At 70.0% G+C, this 16,993-nt stretch carries 16 protein-coding genes; 10 read left to right on the top strand and 6 right to left on the bottom strand.

Going from position 1 to position 16,993, the window contains the following annotated elements:
• Window positions 1–252: 252 nt before the first annotated feature.
• From gap to OG912_RS27395, 8 genes are all read left to right on the top strand, one after another.
• Complete coding sequence (gene gap / locus OG912_RS27360; protein WP_326735564.1) at window positions 253–1,263, top strand: type I glyceraldehyde-3-phosphate dehydrogenase; 1,011 nt, start codon at window positions 253–255, stop codon at window positions 1,261–1,263.
• Between the two features lie 108 nt (window positions 1,264–1,371).
• Window positions 1,372–2,583 carry a phosphoglycerate kinase gene (locus OG912_RS27365; RefSeq protein ID WP_327711671.1) on the top strand — a complete coding sequence of 404 codons (1,212 nt, stop codon included), beginning with the start codon at window positions 1,372–1,374 and terminating at the stop codon, window positions 2,581–2,583.
• Window positions 2,584–2,589: 6 nt separating this feature from the next.
• Entirely contained in the window at window positions 2,590–3,366 is a 777-nt protein-coding gene (tpiA, locus tag OG912_RS27370) for a triose-phosphate isomerase (RefSeq protein ID WP_327711672.1), read from the top strand.
• Between the two features lie 109 nt (window positions 3,367–3,475).
• Window positions 3,476–3,712 (top strand): preprotein translocase subunit SecG, encoded by a 237-nt coding sequence (gene secG, locus OG912_RS27375; protein WP_143618920.1) that lies wholly within the window; start codon window positions 3,476–3,478, stop codon window positions 3,710–3,712.
• A gap of 108 nt (window positions 3,713–3,820) precedes the next feature.
• Window positions 3,821–4,156 carry an RNA polymerase-binding protein RbpA gene (locus tag OG912_RS27380; RefSeq protein WP_078622699.1) on the top strand — a complete coding sequence of 112 codons (336 nt, stop codon included), beginning with the start codon at window positions 3,821–3,823 and terminating at the stop codon, window positions 4,154–4,156.
• A 173-nt stretch (window positions 4,157–4,329) separates the two neighbouring features.
• A complete protein-coding gene (gene pgi, locus OG912_RS27385; RefSeq protein ID WP_327713559.1) occupies window positions 4,330–5,982 on the top strand; it encodes a glucose-6-phosphate isomerase in 1,653 nt (550 codons plus the stop codon).
• 4 nt (window positions 5,983–5,986) lie between these two features.
• Window positions 5,987–6,490, top strand: coding sequence for a PH domain-containing protein (locus tag OG912_RS27390; protein WP_327711673.1), 504 nt, complete (start codon window positions 5,987–5,989; stop codon window positions 6,488–6,490).
• On the top strand, window positions 6,487–8,004 hold the full coding sequence (locus OG912_RS27395; RefSeq protein WP_327711674.1) for a PH domain-containing protein: 1,518 nt from the start codon (window positions 6,487–6,489) through the stop codon (window positions 8,002–8,004). Before OG912_RS27390 ends, OG912_RS27395 begins: the two co-directional genes overlap by 4 nt.
• Before the next feature lie 7 nt (window positions 8,005–8,011).
• On the opposite strand, the gene OG912_RS27400 is transcribed toward OG912_RS27395, so the two are convergent.
• The 6 genes from OG912_RS27400 to tkt form a co-directional block, all read right to left on the bottom strand.
• Window positions 8,012–8,368: a VOC family protein gene (locus OG912_RS27400; RefSeq protein WP_327711675.1), complete on the bottom strand. Its 357-nt coding sequence runs from the start codon at window positions 8,366–8,368 to the stop codon at window positions 8,012–8,014.
• A 79-nt stretch (window positions 8,369–8,447) separates the two neighbouring features.
• Window positions 8,448–9,233 carry a 6-phosphogluconolactonase gene (gene pgl, locus OG912_RS27405; protein ID WP_326735557.1) on the bottom strand — a complete coding sequence of 262 codons (786 nt, stop codon included), beginning with the start codon at window positions 9,231–9,233 and terminating at the stop codon, window positions 8,448–8,450.
• Window positions 9,230–10,246, bottom strand: a complete 1,017-nt coding sequence (gene opcA, locus OG912_RS27410) for a glucose-6-phosphate dehydrogenase assembly protein OpcA (RefSeq protein ID WP_327711676.1) — start codon at window positions 10,244–10,246, stop codon at window positions 9,230–9,232. The genes pgl and opcA overlap by 4 nt, the downstream gene beginning before the upstream one ends.
• Window positions 10,243–11,775: a glucose-6-phosphate dehydrogenase gene (gene zwf, locus OG912_RS27415; RefSeq protein WP_327711677.1), complete on the bottom strand. Its 1,533-nt coding sequence runs from the start codon at window positions 11,773–11,775 to the stop codon at window positions 10,243–10,245. Before zwf ends, opcA begins: the two co-directional genes overlap by 4 nt.
• Window positions 11,776–11,780: 5 nt before the next feature.
• Window positions 11,781–12,899, bottom strand: a complete 1,119-nt coding sequence (gene tal, locus OG912_RS27420) for a transaldolase (protein ID WP_327711678.1) — start codon at window positions 12,897–12,899, stop codon at window positions 11,781–11,783.
• Between the two features lie 34 nt (window positions 12,900–12,933).
• A complete protein-coding gene (gene tkt / locus OG912_RS27425; protein ID WP_327711679.1) occupies window positions 12,934–15,021 on the bottom strand; it encodes a transketolase in 2,088 nt (695 codons plus the stop codon).
• Between the two features lie 468 nt (window positions 15,022–15,489).
• Here tkt and OG912_RS27430 point away from each other — a divergent pair, with 468 nt between their 5' ends.
• Both OG912_RS27430 and OG912_RS27435 read left to right on the top strand, forming a co-directional pair.
• Entirely contained in the window at window positions 15,490–16,443 is a 954-nt protein-coding gene (locus tag OG912_RS27430; protein WP_326735552.1) for a heme o synthase, read from the top strand.
• 98 nt (window positions 16,444–16,541) lie between these two features.
• Window positions 16,542–16,898, top strand: a complete 357-nt coding sequence (locus OG912_RS27435) for a hypothetical protein (RefSeq protein ID WP_326663537.1) — start codon at window positions 16,542–16,544, stop codon at window positions 16,896–16,898.
• Window positions 16,899–16,993: the final 95 nt, after the last annotated feature.

Raw genomic sequence — 16,993 nt, forward strand, 5'->3', positions numbered from 1 at the left:
CCCCTGCCGACGACCTGCGGCGGGAACACCCCGCGCACCCGCGGGCGTTGACGCTGCGTAATCGTCGCAGCGAGTGGGACCGGACAACCGGAGGCCCGTACTCCTACTGGGGAGTACGGGCCTCCGCCGTTCCTACGGCCCTGCTCGATGTCACCCCGAGGGCTTCGGAGAGGTAGGGTCGGAGGCGGTCGGGGACATCCCATACAACTCGCCGGCGTCGAAAACCGGCGTACCTAACGAGGAGATCGGTTCGTGACGATCCGCGTAGGCATCAACGGCTTTGGCCGCATCGGTCGTAACTACTTCCGCGCGCTGCTGGAGCAGGGTGCGGACATCGAGATCGTGGCTGTCAACGACCTGGGTGACACTGCGACCACGGCCCACCTGCTGAAGTACGACACCATTCTGGGTCGTCTCAAGGCAGAGGTGAGCCACACCGCCGACACCATCACCGTCGACGGTCACACCATCAAGGTGCTCTCGGAGCGCAACCCGGCGGACATCCCCTGGGGTGAGCTGGGCGTCGACATCGTCATCGAGTCGACCGGCATCTTCACCAAGAAGGCCGACGCCGCCAAGCACATCGCGGGCGGCGCGAAGAAGGTCCTCATCTCGGCTCCGGCCAAGGACGAGGACATCACCATCGTGATGGGCGTCAACCAGGACAAGTACGACGCGGCCAACCACCACGTCATCTCCAACGCCTCCTGCACCACCAACTGTGTGGCGCCGATGGCCAAGGTTCTCGACGAGAACTTCGGCATCGTCAAGGGCCTGATGACGACGGTCCACGCGTACACGAACGACCAGCGGATCCTGGACTTCCCGCACTCCGACCTGCGTCGCGCCCGCGCCGCCGCGGAGAACATCATCCCGACCACGACGGGTGCCGCCAAGGCCACCGCCCTGGTCCTGCCGCAGCTCAAGGGCAAGCTCGACGGCATCGCGATGCGTGTCCCGGTCCCGACCGGTTCCGCCACCGACCTCGTCGTGACCCTGCAGCGCGAGGTCACCAAGGACGAGGTCAACGCCGCGTTCAAGAAGGCGTCCGATGACGGCGACCTCAAGGGCTTCCTGACGTACACCGAGGACCCGATCGTTTCCTCGGACATCGTGAGCGACCCGTCTTCCTGCACCTTCGACTCCTCCCTGACCATGGTCCAGGAGGGCACGACGGTGAAGATCCTCGGCTGGTACGACAACGAGTGGGGTTACTCCAACCGCCTCGTCGACCTGACCGTCTTCGTCGGCGGCCAGCTCTGATCCTCGGATCGGCAGGCACCTCGATGTGAGCACGGGGCTCGAACAGCGCAACGTAGCGCCGTTCGAGCCCCGCTGCATGCTCCCTCGTCCTCCAAGGAGTCCAGACAGATGAAGACGATCGACGAACTTCTCGCCGAAGGGGTCACCGGCAAGCGCGTATTCGTCCGCGCCGACCTCAACGTGCCGCTCAGCGGGACCACCATCACCGACGACGGCCGCATCCGCGCCGTCGAGCCGACCGTGCGCAAGCTGGCCGAGGCCGGCGCCCGGGTCGTCGTCGCCTCGCACCTGGGCCGCCCGAAGGGTGCCCCGGACCCGGCGTTCTCGCTGGCGCCCGCGGCCACCCGCCTCGGTGAGCTGCTCGGGACCGACGTGGCCTTCGCGACCGACACGGTCGGCGAGTCCGCCCGCGCCACCGTCGCCGCGCTCACCGACGGCCAGGTCGCCGTCATCGAGAACCTCCGCTTCAACGCCGGCGAGACGTCGAAGGACGACGCCGAGCGCGGCGCCTTCGCCGACCAGCTGGCCGAGCTCGCCGATGTGTACGTGGGTGACGGCTTCGGAGCCGTCCACCGCAAGCACGCCTCGGTCTTCGACCTCCCGGCCCGGCTGCCGCACGCCGCGGGCGACCTGATCGCCACCGAGGTCGGCGTCCTGAAGAAGCTCACCGACGACGTGCAGCGCCCCTACGCGGTCGTGCTCGGCGGCGCCAAGGTCTCGGACAAGCTCGGCGTCATCGACCACCTGCTGGAGCGCGCCGACCGCATCCTCATCGGCGGCGGCATGGCGTACACCTTCCTCAAGGCCCAGGGCCACGAGGTCGGCAGTTCGCTGCTGCAGGAGGACCAGATCCCGGTGGTGCTGGAGTACCTCAAGCGCGCCGAGGAGAAGGGCGTGGAGTTCGTGCTCCCCGTCGACGTCGTCGTCGCCCCGGCGTTCCCGGACCTCAAGACCAAGGCCCCGGCCAACCCCACCACCGTCGCCGCCGACGCCATGCCGGCCGGCCAGATGGGGCTGGACAACGGTCCGGAGACCAACAAGCTCTACGCATCGAAGCTCGCCGACGCGGCCACCGTCTTCTGGAACGGCCCGATGGGCGTCTTCGAGCACCCCGATTTCGCCGAGGGCACCCGGGCCGTCGCCCAGGCCCTCGTCGACTCCTCGGGCTTCAGCGTGGTCGGCGGTGGCGACTCCGCCGCCGCGGTCCGCATCCTGGGCTTCGACGAGAACGCGTTCGGACACATCTCGACCGGTGGCGGCGCCAGCCTCGAATACCTCGAGGGCAAGACGCTTCCCGGCCTCGCCGCTCTGGAGGACTGACCTTTCATGACCACTCGCACCCCGCTGATGGCGGGCAACTGGAAGATGAACCTCAACCACCTCGAGGCCATCGCCCACGTCCAGAAGCTCGCCTTCGCCCTGGCCGACAAGGACTACGACGCCGTAGAGGTCGCCGTCCTGCCGCCCTTCACCGACCTGCGTTCCGTGCAGACGCTGGTCGACGGCGACAAGCTGAAGATCAAGTACGGCGCCCAGGACATCTCGGCGCACGACTCCGGCGCGTACACCGGTGAGATCTCCGGCCCGATGCTCGCCAAGCTGAAGTGCGCCTTCGTCGCCGTCGGCCACAGCGAGCGCCGCCAGTACCACGCGGAGACCGACGAGGTCTGCAACGCCAAGGTGAAGGCCGCGTTCAAGTACGGCCTGACCCCGATCCTCTGCGTCGGCGAGGGCCTGGACATCCGCAAGGCCGGTGACCAGGTCGCGTACACCCTCGCGCAGCTCGACGGCGGGCTGAAGGACATCCCGGCCGAGCAGGCCGAGACCATCGTGATCGCCTACGAGCCCGTCTGGGCCATCGGCACCGGCGAGGTCGCCACCCCCGAGGACGCGCAGGAGGTCTGCGGTGCGATCCGTGGCCGCCTCGCCGAGCTGTACTCGCAGGAGCTGGCCGACGCGGTCCGTATCCAGTACGGCGGCTCGGTGAAGTCCGGCAACGTGGCCGCGATCATGGCGCAGCCCGATGTGGACGGCGCGCTGATCGGCGGCGCCGCACTGGACGCCGACGAGTTCGTCAAGATCGTCCGCTTCCGCGACCAGTGAGTATGCGCTAGCGCGGATCCGTCGTACCCTTGCGGGGGCCAGGAGGGCAGCCTCCCGGCCCCCGTTGTTCGCACATGCAGTCAGGAATTCCGGAAAGTAGGGACCAGCCGTGATTTTGGGGTTCGAGATCGCCCTGATCGTCTTCAGCCTGCTGCTGATGCTGCTGGTGCTGATGCACAAGGGGAAGGGCGGCGGCCTTTCCGACATGTTCGGTGGCGGAATGCAGTCCTCCGTCGGCGGTTCCTCGGTTGCCGAGCGCAACCTCGACCGGATCACCGTCGTGGTCGGTCTGGCCTGGTTCGCGTGCATCGTGGTGCTTGGTCTGCTCATCAAGCTGGACAACTGACCCGTCGTACGCGATTCCGGTGAGGGTGTAACTCCAACCACTGGACGCGCGTTGGGCCTTACGTAGACTGGGGCATCTTCGAGCACCATCACGCAGGGAGTTACGACCGTGGCAAGTGGCAACGCGATCCGGGGAAGCCGGGTCGGAGCGGGGCCGATGGGGGAGGCCGAGCGCGGCGAGTCCGCGCCACGGGCCCGCATCTCCTTCTGGTGCTCCAACGGGCACGAGACGCAGCCGAGCTTCGCCCATGACGCGCAGGTACCGGAGACCTGGGACTGCCCGCGCTGCGGATTCCCGGCCGGCCAGGACCGGGACAGCCCGCCCGATCCGCCGCGCACCGAGCCGTACAAGACGCATCTGGCGTACGTGCGGGAGCGGCGCAGTGACGCGGACGGCGAGGCCATCCTTGCCGAAGCCCTTGCCAAACTCCGCGGCGAGATCTGACCTCTCGCGTGGCTCCGTAGAAGTTGTTCACCGGCCGGACACCCCCAGGGTGCCCGGCCGGAACGCTTCTGCCGTGCCGCAGCCCGCCGTTGTCCCGTCCGCCGCCCTGATCAATTAGGTTGGAGGGGCAGCGGGGAACTGCGGTTACGAGAAGAAGTGGGCTGATGTCCGGGATGAACGCACAAAGCCGAGCCAGGCTCAACCAGACGCCGGAATGGACCGCGCTGGGAAAGCACCGCGAGCAGCTCGGGACGACCCATCTGCGAGGGCTCTTCGCGGACGATCCGAAGCGCGGTACCGAATACACCCTGCGCGTCGGCGACCTGTACGTCGACTACTCCAAGCAGCTGGTCACCGAAGAGACGCTCCGGCTGCTCCGTGAGCTCGCCGCGGCCACCGGGGTCGCCGAGCTGCGGGACGCGATGTTCCGCGGCGACAAGATCAACACCACCGAGGACCGCGCCGTCCTCCACACCGCGCTCCGCGCCCCGCGCGACGCCGTGATCGAGGTCGACGGCGAGAACGTGGTGCCCGCCGTGCACGCGGTGCTCGACAAGATGGCAGCCTTCTCCGACCGCGTCAGGTCGGGCGAGTGGACCGGTCACACCGGCCGGCCGATCAAGAACATCGTCAACATCGGCATCGGCGGCTCCGACCTCGGCCCCGCCATGGCGTACGAGGCGCTGCGCTCCTTCACGGACCGCTCGCTGACCGTCCGCTTCGTCTCCAACGTCGACGGCGCCGACCTGCACGAGGCCGTGCGCGACCTCGACCCGGCCGAGACGCTGTTCGTCATCGCGTCCAAGACCTTCACCACGATCGAGACGATCACCAACGCCACCTCGGCCCGCGACTGGCTGCTGACCGGTCTGAGGGCCGGTCAGGACGCGGTGGCCAAGCACTTCGTGGCCCTGTCGACGAACGCCGAGAAGGTCTCCGACTTCGGCATCGACACCGCCAACATGTTCGAGTTCTGGGACTGGGTCGGCGGCCGCTACTCGTACGACTCCGCCATCGGCCTCTCGCTGATGATCGCCATCGGGCCGGACCGGTTCCGCGAGATGCTCGACGGCTTCCACCTCGTCGACGAGCACTTCCGCACCGCCCCGGCCGAGGAGAACGCCCCGCTGCTGCTGGGCCTGCTGGGCGTCTGGTACGGCGCGTTCTTCGACGCCCAGTCGCATGCCGTGCTGCCCTACAGCCACTATCTGTCCAAGTTCACGGCGTACTTGCAGCAGCTCGACATGGAGTCCAACGGCAAGTCCGTGGACCGCGACGGCAATCCGGTCGACTGGCAGACGGGCCCGGTCGTCTGGGGCACCCCCGGCACCAACGGCCAGCACGCCTACTACCAGTTGATCCACCAGGGCACCAAGGTCATCCCGGCCGACTTCATCGGCTTCGCCGAGCCGGTCGAGGACCTGCTGCCCGGACTGGTCGCCCAGCACGACCTGCTGATGGCCAACTTCTTCGCCCAGACCCAGGCGCTGGCCTTCGGCAAGACGCCCGACGAGGTGCGCGCCGAGGGAGTCCCCGAGGAGCTGGTGCCGCACAAGACGTTCCGCGGCAACCACCCGACGACGACGATCCTCGCCGACCGGCTGACCCCGTCCGTGCTCGGCCAGCTGATCGCGCTGTACGAGCACAAGGTCTTCGTCCAGGGCGCCGTCTGGAACATCGACTCCTTCGACCAGTGGGGTGTCGAGCTCGGCAAGGTCCTCGCCAAGAAGATCGAGCCGGTGCTGACCGAGGGCAAGGGCGCCGAACAGCTCGACAGTTCGACCGCCGCGCTCGTTGCCGCATACCGCGAGCTGCGGGGGCGCTGAGTCCGTGGCCACGGGGGAGGGGGACGTACGGCTGCGGGCCCCGGCCCACACGCCGGACCCGCGGGCCGTCGGCTGGTGGCGGGCGCAGTGGCTGCTGCTGACCGCCGTGCCGGTGGTGGTACTGGCCGTGCTGGGCGCGCTCATCGCGTCCGCCCGGTTCTGGCTGCTGCTGCCCGCCGCGGTCCTTGCGGTCCTCGGCATCGGCTGCGCCGTCCTCGTCCCCCTCTGGTGGTTCCGCACCCACCGCTGGGAGGTCACCGACGAGGCGGTGTACGTGCGGACGGGGGTGCTGTGGCAGGAGTGGCGGATCGCGCCGATGTCCCGGATCCAGACCGTGGACACCGTGCGCGGCCCGCTCGAACAGCTCTTCCGGCTCGCCACGGTCACCGTCACCACCGCCTCGGCCAAGGGCGCGGTCCGGATCGAGGGCCTCGACCACGAACTGGCGGCCGAGCTCGCCGAGCGGCTGACCCGGATCACCCAGGACACCCCCGGTGACGCCACGTGAGCACCGCCGCCCCGGCCGGGGACTGGCGCCGCCTCGACCGGCGTACGGTTCTGGCCACCGCACTCGTCACGGCGGGCGTGGCGGCCGGAGCAGCCGTGCCGGTCACGCTCGGGCTCTCCGGACGGTTCGGGTTCGCCGCCGCCGTCGCCTGGGTACTGGCGGGCGCGGCCCTGCTGATCGCGGGCAGCGCCGGCGCCGACTACGTACGCTGGCGCCGCACCCGCTACCGCGTCGGTACCGACCGGGTCGAGCTCCACACCGGCCTCCTGCTCGTCAGGAAACGCTCCCTGGCCAGGGAACGCATCCGCAGCGTCGATCTCACCGCGCACCTCCTCCAGCGCTTCCTCGGCCTCGTCACCGTCCGGATCGGCACCGGTGAGCACCACGGCGACGACTCGACCCTGGAACTCGACCCGGTCCTGCGCGCCGAGGGCGAACGGCTGCGCCGCGCGCTCCTGGAACGCGGGCTCACCGAAGCGTCCGGCAGCCACCGCGAGGGCGAACTCGTCGCGCTCGACCCGCGCTGGATCCGCTACGCACCGGTCTCGTTCGTGGCACCCGCACTCGGCGGCGCCGCGGCCGGGGCCGTGCTGCAGGTCAGCGACTGGTTCGGGGCACAGGGGCAGGTGATCGAGTGGGCGAGCGACCGGTTCCGGGACTTCTCCCTGCCCTCCGCGGTCGCGCTCCTCGCCGTCGCCGCGACGCTCGCCGGCGCCGCCGGCGCACTGGGGCTCTGGGTCGAGATGTGGTGGAACTACCGCCTCGAACGCGAACCGGGCGGCACCCTGCGCATCCGGCGCGGGCTGCTCACCTCCCGCTCCGTCTCCATCGAGGAGCGGCGGCTGCGCGGGGTCGACCTCGTCGAGCCGCTCGGTGTCCGGCTGCTGGGCGCCGCCCGGGTCGACGCCATCACCACCGGACTGGCCAAGGACGACGAGGAGCAGCGCGGCGACCACAACACCCTGCTGCCCGCCGCGCCCCGGCCGGTCGCCGACGAGGCCGCCGCCGCGGTGCTGCGCGAGGTGGTGTCGCCGACCGCTGCCGCACTGACCGCACATCCGCCCGCCGCGCGCGGCCGACGCCTGCGCCGGGCGTACGGGGCGGTCCTGGTGCCCGTTCTGGTCCAGGCCCTGCTCGGTGCCCTGCTGACGCCCGTGCTGCTCTGGACCGCCCTGGGCTGCGCGGCTCTCGGGCTGCCCGTCGGAGTGCTGCTGGCGCGCGACGCGTACCGCGGTCTCGGACACGCCCTCAGCGGCGGCTACCTGGTCGCCCGCTCGGGCACCCTGCGCCGCTCCACCGCCGCGCTGGAGCGGGCCGGGGTGATCGGCTGGACGGTCCGGCAGTCGTACTTCCAGCGACGGGCCGGGGTACTGAACATCACCGCGACGACGGCCGCCGGAGCGGGCGCCTACACGGTGTACGACGCGGACGCGTCCGAGGGGCTCGCCTTCGCCTCCGAGGCCGTCCCGGGGCTGCTGGAGCCCTTCCTGGAGCGGGTTCCGGCGGGGGAGTGAGCCCCGGTCAGCCGTGTGTCGTGTCGATGACGCAGAAGCGGTTGCCCTCGGTGTCCGCGAGGACCACGAAGTCCGGGTCCTCGGGATACAGCTCCCAGTCGACCTCCACCGCCCCGAGCCCGATCAGCCGCGCCACCTCGGCGTCCTGCTCCTCGGTGTACAGGTCCAGGTGGACCCGGGGGACCTCCTGCACCGGGACGTCGCTCCGGCCCAGCGAGACCCCCGGCCCCGGCCCCTCGGCGGGGACCAGCACCACCCACTTCTCGGTGAGCGGCTCGCGCTCGACGTAACCGAGCGCCGCCTTCCAGAAGGCCGCCGCACGCCGGACGTCCGACGCGCCCATCACCACGCTTCCGATCTGCATGGGCCGAGCCTTTCACGACGCAGGCCCGGTCCGCTCCGAAGAGCGAACCGGGCCTGTGGTCACTGCCACTGACGTCGGGTCAGGCGGACGCCGGCGGATACAGGGCGCGCGGCAGCCGCGAGGCCGCCGCGGCGTCCAGCAGCCACAGCGTGCGGCTGCGACCGTACGCACCCGCCGCCGGGGCCTGGATCTCCCCCGCCCCCGACAGGGCGATGGCCGCGGCCTCCGCCTTGTCCTCGCCCGCCGCGAGCAGCCACACCTCGCGCGCCGCCCGGATCGCGGGCAGCGTGAGCGAGACACGGACGGGCGGCGGCTTGGGCGCCCCGTGCACACCGACGACGGTGCGCTCGGTCTCCCGTACCGCCGGCAGCTCCGGGAAGAGCGAGGCGACATGGGTGTCGGGTCCGACGCCCAGCATCAGCACGTCGAACACCGGAACCGGTCCGTGGTCCTCCGGACCGGCCGCTGCGGCCAGTTCGGCGGCGTACGCGGCGGCTGCCGCATCGACGTCCTGGCCGTACGGCCCGTCCGACGCGGGCATCGCGTGCACCCGGGACGGGTCCAGCGGTACCGAGTCCAGCAGGGCCTTGCGGGCCTGCGTGACATTGCGCTCGGGATCGCCGTCCGGCAGGAACCGCTCGTCGCCCCACCACAGGTCGAGCCGCGACCAGTCGACCGCGTCCCGGGCGGGCGCCTCGGCGAGCGCGGCCAGCAGGCCGTTGCCGTTGCGACCGCCGGTGAGCACCACCGAGGCGTAACCGCGTGCGGCCTGGGCGTCCACGATCTTCGTGATCAGCCGGGCCGCCGCGGCCTGCGCCATCAGCTCCTTGTCGCGGTGCACGACGAGCTGCGGGACGACGCTCACTTCGACGCCGCCTTCTTCGCCGGCGCGGCCGTCTTCTTGGCAGCGGGCGCGGCCGGCGACGCGGACGCGGCGGCCTTGGGCTTCGCCGCCTCCCCGAGCCGCTCCACGCCGAACTTCACCGCGGACTCGTAGGTGTTGTCCGGGTCGAGCCGGCGCAGTTCCTCGGCGAGCAGCTCCGCGGTCTCCCGGCGCTTGAGCGCCACCGCACGGTCCGGCTGTCCCACCATGGAGAGCGTGGCCAGCGAACCGTCGGCCCGGTCCAGCACGATCGTGCCGGACTTGGTCTCCATCCGGACGGCCGTCAGACCGGGGCCGCCGGACATGGTGCGCTCGACCGGGACCTGCAGCCGGTCCGCGAGCCACATGGCCAGCAGCTCGCAGCTCGGGTTCTCGGACTCGCCCTCGACCGTAGCCGAGACGACGTCCACGGCCTGCTGGTCGAGCGCGGCCGCCAGCATCGAGCGCCAGGGCGTGATCCGGGTCCAGGACAGATCCGTGTCCCCGGGGGTGTACGACTTGGCGCGCACCGCCAGTTCGTCGCTCGGGTGCTCCGCCGAGTACGCGTCCGTGATCCGGCGCTGGGCGAGTGCGCCCAGCGGGTCCTTCGCCGGATCGGCGGGCGCGGCCTCGGGCCACCAGACCACGACCGGGGCGTCCGGCAGCAGCAGCGGCAGGACGACCGACTGGGCGTGGTTGGCCAGTTCGCCGTGGAGCCGGAGCACCACGGTCTCACCGGTGCCCGCGTCGGAGCCGACCCGGACCTCGGCGTCCAGCCGGGCGTCGCGCCGGCTGCGCGGCGAGCGGCTGACCCGCTTGATCACCGCGATGATCCGCGAGGGGTGCTCGCGCGAGGCGTCGCCGGCCGACTTGAGAGCGTCGTAGGCGTTCTCCTCGTCGGTGACGATGACCAGCGTGAGCACCATGCCGATCGCCGGGGTGCCGATGGCACGACGGGCCGACACCAACGCCTGGTTGATCTTGCTGGAAGTGGTTTCCGTGAGATCGATCTTCATGGCCGGCGCCAGCTCCGTCCGTCTCGTGCGAGCATCTCGTCCGCCTCGGCCGGGCCCCAGGTGCCCGCCGGGTACTGCGCGGGCTTGCCGTGCTTGTCCCAGTACTCCTCGATCGGGTCGAGGATGTTCCAGGAGAGTTCGACCTCCTGGTGGCGGGGGAAGAGGTTGGCGTCGCCGAGCAGCACATCGAGGATGAGCCGCTCGTAGGCCTCCGGGCTGGACTCGGTGAAGGACTCGCCGTAGGCGAAGTCCATCGTCACGTCCCGGACCTCCATCGAGGTGCCGGGCACCTTGGAGCCGAACCGCACGGTCACGCCCTCGTCCGGCTGGACCCGGATGACCAGGGCGTTGCCGCCCAGCTCCTCCGTCGCCCCGGACTCGAACGGGAGGTACGGGGCGCGCTTGAAGACGACCGCGATCTCCGTGACCCGGCGGCCGAGCCGCTTTCCGGTACGGAGGTAGAACGGCACGTCCGCCCAGCGGCGGTTGTTGATCGTCAGCTTGATCGCGGCGAAGGTGTCGGTCTTCGACTTGGGGTCGATGCCGTCCTCCTCCAGATAGCCGAGGACTTCCTCGCCGCCCTGCCACGCGTGCGCGTACTGGCCGCGCACGGTGTGCTTGCCGAGGTCGTCCGGCAGCTCGACGGCCGTGAGCACCTTGAGCTTCTCGGCGACCAGGGCCTTCGGGTGGAAGGAGCCGGGCTCCTCCATCGCGGTCAGCGCCAGGAGCTGGAGCAGGTGGTTCTGGATGACGTCACGGGCGGCGCCGATGCCGTCGTAGTAGCCGGCCCGGCCGCCGATGCCGATGTCCTCGGCCATCGTGATCTGGACGTGGTCGACGTAGCTCCGGTTCCAGATCGGCTCGAACATCGTGTTGGCGAACCGCAGCGCCAGGATGTTCTGGACCGTCTCCTTGCCCAGGTAGTGGTCGATCCGGAAGACCTCGTTGGGCGGGAAGACGTCGTGCACGAGCTGGTTGAGCTCCTGCGCGCTCTTCAGGTCGTGGCCGAAGGGCTTCTCGATGACGGCACGCCGCCAGGAACCCTCCTTCTGGTCCGCGAGCCCGTGCTTCTTGAGCTGCTGGACGACCTTGGGGAAGAACTTCGGCGGCACGGAGAGGTAGAAGGCGAAGTTGCCGCCCGTCCCCTGTGCCTGGTCGAGCTCCTGGATGGTCGCCTTCAGCGTCTCGAAGGCGTCGTCGTCGTCGAAGTTGCCCTGGACGAAGCGCATCCCCTGGATGAGCTGCTGCCAGACCTCTTCGCGGAACTCCGTACGGGCGTGCTGCTTGACGGCGTCGTGGACCTCCTGTGCGAAGTCCTCGTCCTGCCACTCGCGGCGCGCGAAACCGATGAGCGAGAAGCCCGGCGGCAGCAGGCCGCGATTGGCCAGGTCGTAGACGGCGGGCATCAGCTTCTTACGGGACAAATCGCCCGTGACGCCAAAGATGACCAGGCCCGACGGCCCCGCGATGCGCGGGAGCCGTCGGTCCTGGGCGTCACGGAGCGGGTTGGCTCCGGGAACACCAGACAAAGTGGTCAGCCCTCCGAAGGGGCGAGGCGCTTGAGCTCTGCCTCGGTCGAGTTGAGCAGGTCGATCCAGGCGGCCTCGAACTTCTCGACGCCCTCGTCCTCCAGGAGCTGGACGACGTCGTCGTACGAGACACCCAGCTTCTCGACGGCGTCGAGCTCGGCACGGGCCTGCTCGTAGGTGCCGGCGATGGTGTTGCCCGTGATCTGTCCGTGGTCCGCGGTGGCGTCCAGGGTGGCCTCGGGCATGGTGTTCACCGTGCCGGGGGCGACCAGGTCGTCCACGTACAGCGTGTCCTTGTACGCGGGGTCCTTCACACCGGTGGAGGCCCACAGCGGACGCTGCTTGTTGGCGTGCGCCTTGTCGAGCGCGGCCCAGCGGTCCGAGGAGAAGACCTCCTCGAACGCCTGGTAGGCGAGCCGGGCGTTGGCGAGAGCCGCCTTGCCCTTGAGCGCCTTGGCCTCGTCGGTGCCGACCGCGTCGAGCCGCTTGTCGATCTCGGTGTCCACGCGGGACACGAAGAACGAGGCCACCGAGTGGATCTTGGAGAGGTCCAGGCCCGCGGCCTTCGCCTTCTCCAGGCCCGCCAGGTAGGCGTCCATGACCTCGCGGTAGCGCTCCAGCGAGAAGATCAGCGTGACGTTGACGCTGATGCCCTTGCCGATGACCTCGGTGATCGCCGGCAGGCCGGCCTTCGTCGCCGGGATCTTGATGAGCGTGTTCGGCCGGTCCACCAGCCAGGCCAGCTGCTTGGCCTCGGCGATCGTGGGGGCCGTGTGGTGGGCCAGACGGGGGTCGACCTCGATGGAGACCCGGCCGTCCTGGCCGTCGGTGGCGTCGAAGACGGGACGCAGGATGTCGGCGGCGTCACGGACGTCCGCCGTGGTGATCATGCGGATGGCCTCGTCCACGGTGACCTTGCGGGTGGCGAGGTCGGTGAGCTGCTGCTCGTAACCGTCGCCGTGCGAGATCGCCTTCTGGAAGATCGAGGGGTTGGTGGTGACACCCACGACGTGGCTCTGGTCGATCAGCTCGGCGAGGTTGCCCGAGGTGATCCGCTTGCGCGAAAGGTCATCGAGCCAGATCGCCACGCCCTCGTCGGAGAGGCGCTTGAGTGCGTCTGTCATGAGAATTGCATCTCCTACTAGTCGTATAACGGCGTCAGCGCGTGACGGCGGCGAGAGATTCCCGGGCGGCGGCCGCGACGGCCTCGCCGGTGAAGCCGAACTCGCGGAAGAGGACCTTGGCGTCGGCCGAGGCACCGAAGTGCTCCAGCGAGACGATCCGGCCGGCGTCCCCGACGTACCGGTACCAGGTCAGGCCGATGCCCGCCTCGACGGCGACCCGGGCCTTCACCGACGGCGGCAGGACGCTGTCCTTGTACGCCTGGTCCTGCTCCTCGAACCACTCGACACACGGCATCGACACGACGCGGGTCGGGATGCCGGCGGCCTGGAGCTCCTCGCGCGCCTCGACGGCGAGGTGCACCTCGGAGCCGGTGCCGATGAGGACGACCTGGGCGTCGCCGCCCTCCGCGTCGAACAGCACGTAGCCGCCCTTGACCGCGTTCTCGTTCGCCTCGTACGTCGGCACGCCCTGGCGGGTCAGCGCCAGCCCGTGCGGAGCGCCCTTGCCGAACACCTTGGTGTAGCGGCGCAGGATCTCGCGCCAGGCGAGGGAGGTCTCGTTGGCGTCGGCCGGGCGGACGATGTTCAGGCCCGGGATGGCGCGCAGCGCGGCCAGGTGCTCCACCGGCTGGTGGGTCGGGCCGTCCTCGCCGAGACCGATCGAGTCGTGCGTCCACACGTACGTCACCGGCAGGTGCATCAGCGCGGACAGGCGCACGGCGTTGCGCATGTAGTCGGAGAACACCAGGAAGGTGCCGCCGTAGATGCGGGTGTTGCCGTGCAGCGCGATGCCGTTCATGGCCGCGGCCATGGCGTGCTCGCGGATGCCGAAGTGGATCGTGCGGCCGTACGGGTCCGCACCCGGCAGCGGGTTGCCGGCCGGGAGGAACGACGACGTCTTGTCGATCGTGGTGTTGTTCGAGCCCGCGAGGTCGGCGGAGCCGCCCCACAGCTCGGGGACGATCTCACCGAGTGCCTGGAGCACCTTGCCGGAGGCCGCGCGGGTGGCGACGCCCTTGCCGGGCTCGAAGACCGGGAGCTTGTCCTCCCAGCCCTCGGGCAGCTCGCCCGCGGAGATCCGGTCGAACTCGGCGGCGCGCTCCGGGTTGGCGGTGCGCCACGCGGCGAAGGTCTTCTCCCACTCGGCCTTGGCCTCGCGGCCGCGGTCCAGCGCCTCACGGGTGTGCGCGATGACCTCGTCGGCGACCTCGAAGGTCTTCTCCGGGTCGAAGCCCAGCACGCGCTTGGTCGCGGCGACCTCGTCGTCGCCGAGGGCGGAGCCGTGCGAGGCCTCGGTGTTCTGGGCGCTCGGCGCGGGCCAGGCGATGATCGAGCGGGCCGCGATGAACGACGGGCGCTCGGTCTCGGCCTTGGCGGCCAGCAGCGCCTTGTACAGACCCGCCGGGTCCAGGTCGCCGCTGGGCAGCTGCTCGACGCGCTGGACGTGCCAGCCGTACGCCTCGTAGCGCTTCAGGGTGTCCTCGGAGACCGCGGTCTCCGTGTCGCCCTCGATGGAGATGTGGTTGTCGTCCCACAGCAGGACCAGGTTGCCCAGCTTCTGGTGCCCGGCCAGCGAGGACGCCTCCGCGGAGATGCCCTCCTGGAGGCAGCCGTCGCCGGCGATGGCCCACACCATGTGGTCGAAGGGGGAGGTGCCGGGGGCCGCCTCCGGGTCGAACAGGCCGCGCTCGTAGCGGGCCGCCATGGCCATGCCCACGGCGTTGGCGACACCCTGGCCCAGCGGGCCGGTCGTCGTCTCCACGCCGGTGGTGTGGCCGTACTCCGGGTGCCCCGGGGTCTTGGAGCCCCAGGTGCGGAAGGCCTTCAGGTCATCGAGCTCCAGGCCGTACCCGGCCAGGTAGAGCTGGATGTAGAGGGTCAGGCTGGTGTGGCCCGCCGAGAGCACGAACCGGTCGCGGCCGGTCCACTCCGCGTCGGCGGGGTCGTGCCGCATCACCTTCTGGAAGATGGTGTACGCGGCGGGAGCCAGGCTCATGGCCGTACCCGGGTGGCCGTTTCCGACCTTCTGTACGGCGTCCGCGGCGAGGACGCGGACGGTGTCCACGGCCCGCTGGTCCAATTCGGTCCACTGGAGGTCTGTGGTGGTCGGCTTGGTGCTCACCCTGAGTCAGGGCTCCTCTCCACTGTCGTAAACCGGTGACTGTGACCGCACCGGGCGTTGTCGAGCCTACCCCCGTCAGCACCCGCGATTTCCGGCTCCTTCCAGGGTGCGGGCGGCCCGTCGAATCCGCCTCCCGTATGAGCGCAAGGGCTCACCGATGGGCTCACTCCGATGAGCGCGCGGGCTCACTCCTGAGGCCTCCGATGAGCATTCGGGGCCACCTCTGAGACCCTCCGACGAGTGCGTTGGAGCACACCTGTGCGAGCGGTGGGCGCGGTCGTGCGGGCCGGTGCTCCACAGACATGCGCGCGGGCGTTCGCGCGTGTGCGACGGCAATGCCCGGCGCCACATCAACACGACCCCACCCCCGCGAAGGGCGGCCTGTCCCCAACGTCTACAGTGGTCTGGTTCGCGCAAGTCTTTACCGGGCCTTCACGCCCGGAGCTTGCTGGGATTTCTCTGTCAGGGGTGTGCGTGACGGCCGTCGAGTCCCGACCCGCAGGGGTCGCCTTGACTCCGAGCCCGGGGGGCCATCGCCCGTTCGGGGCCCGTGTCAAGGCATTCGTGGCGCTGACCAAGCCTCGGATCATCGAGCTGTTGCTGATCACCACTGTTCCGGTGATGTTCCTGGCCGCTCAGGGTGTACCCGACTTGTGGCTCGTACTCACGACCACGATCGGCGGATATCTGTCCGCCGGCGGTGCCAATGCACTGAACATGTACATCGACCGCGATATCGACGCGTTGATGGACCGTACGTCGCAGCGCCCGCTGGTCACCGGCATGGTGAGCCCGCGCGAGTGCCTGGCCTTCGGTATCGCCCTCGCGGTGGTCTCGACGGTCTGGTTCGGCCTGCTGGTGAACTGGCTGTCGGCGGCGCTGTCGCTCGGTGCCCTGCTCTTCTACGTCGTCGTCTACACGATGATCCTGAAGCGCCGCACCTCGCAGAACATCGTCTGGGGCGGCATCGCGGGCTGTATGCCGGTGCTCATCGGCTGGTCGGCAGTGACGAACTCGATGTCCTGGGCCGCGGTGATCCTCTTCGCCGTCATCTTCTTCTGGACGCCGCCGCACTACTGGCCGCTCTCCATGAAGGTGAAGGACGACTACGCGCGGGTCGGCGTGCCCATGCTTCCGGTCATTGCCTCCAACCGGGTGGTGGCCCGCCAGATCGTCCTCTACAGCTGGGTGATGGTGGCCGTCTCGCTGCTGCTGACCCCGCTGGGCTACACCGGCTGGTTCTACACGGTGGTGGCGGTGCTGACGGGTGGCTTCTGGCTCTGGGAGGCGCACGGCCTGCTGAACCGGGCCAAGTCCGGCGTGACCGGCGGGAAGCTCAAGGAGATGCGACTGTTCCACTGGTCGATCACCTATGTGTCGCTGCTGTTCGTCGCCGTGGCGGTGGACCCCTTCCTGCGGTAGCACCTCCTCCGTATGACCTGCCGACGGGCGGGGAGCGTGGCACAGGCCACGCTCCCCGCCCGTCGCACGTTGATCTACCCATCGGTAGCATCTTGTGCATGGCAGAGACGGCTGAGACCCAGCAGGTGGACAGCAAGCAGGCGGCGCGCGCGGAGCGCAGGGCGGCCAGGCTGGCCAAGCAGATCGGTGCCTTCGCGAAGGCGCACGGCGGCGCCGAGGGGCAGCTCGCCTACATCGGGCAGATGGGCACCCGCATCGTCCTCGTCGGCGAGGACGGCGGCTGGGGCGACCTCGTCGCCCCCTCGTACGCGGTCGCCGAGAGCGCCGCGCAGAAGTCCGGGATCACGATGCACGAGTCCTTCGACGGCGAGTTCGCGGCGAAGGTCCACACGGGTCCGTACGAGTGGACCCGCATGGCCGGCATCCAGATCGGCGGCCCGGCCAACAAGGCCTGAGGGCTGCCGCGCGGGCGCGGCACACAACATGACGACGGCGGAGGCCGGCCGGGGCACCTGCCCCGGCCGGCCTCCGCCGTCATGTCAGGCGCGGG

This window comes from Streptomyces sp. NBC_00464 (assembly GCF_036013915.1).
Classification (GTDB): domain Bacteria; phylum Actinomycetota; class Actinomycetes; order Streptomycetales; family Streptomycetaceae; genus Streptomyces.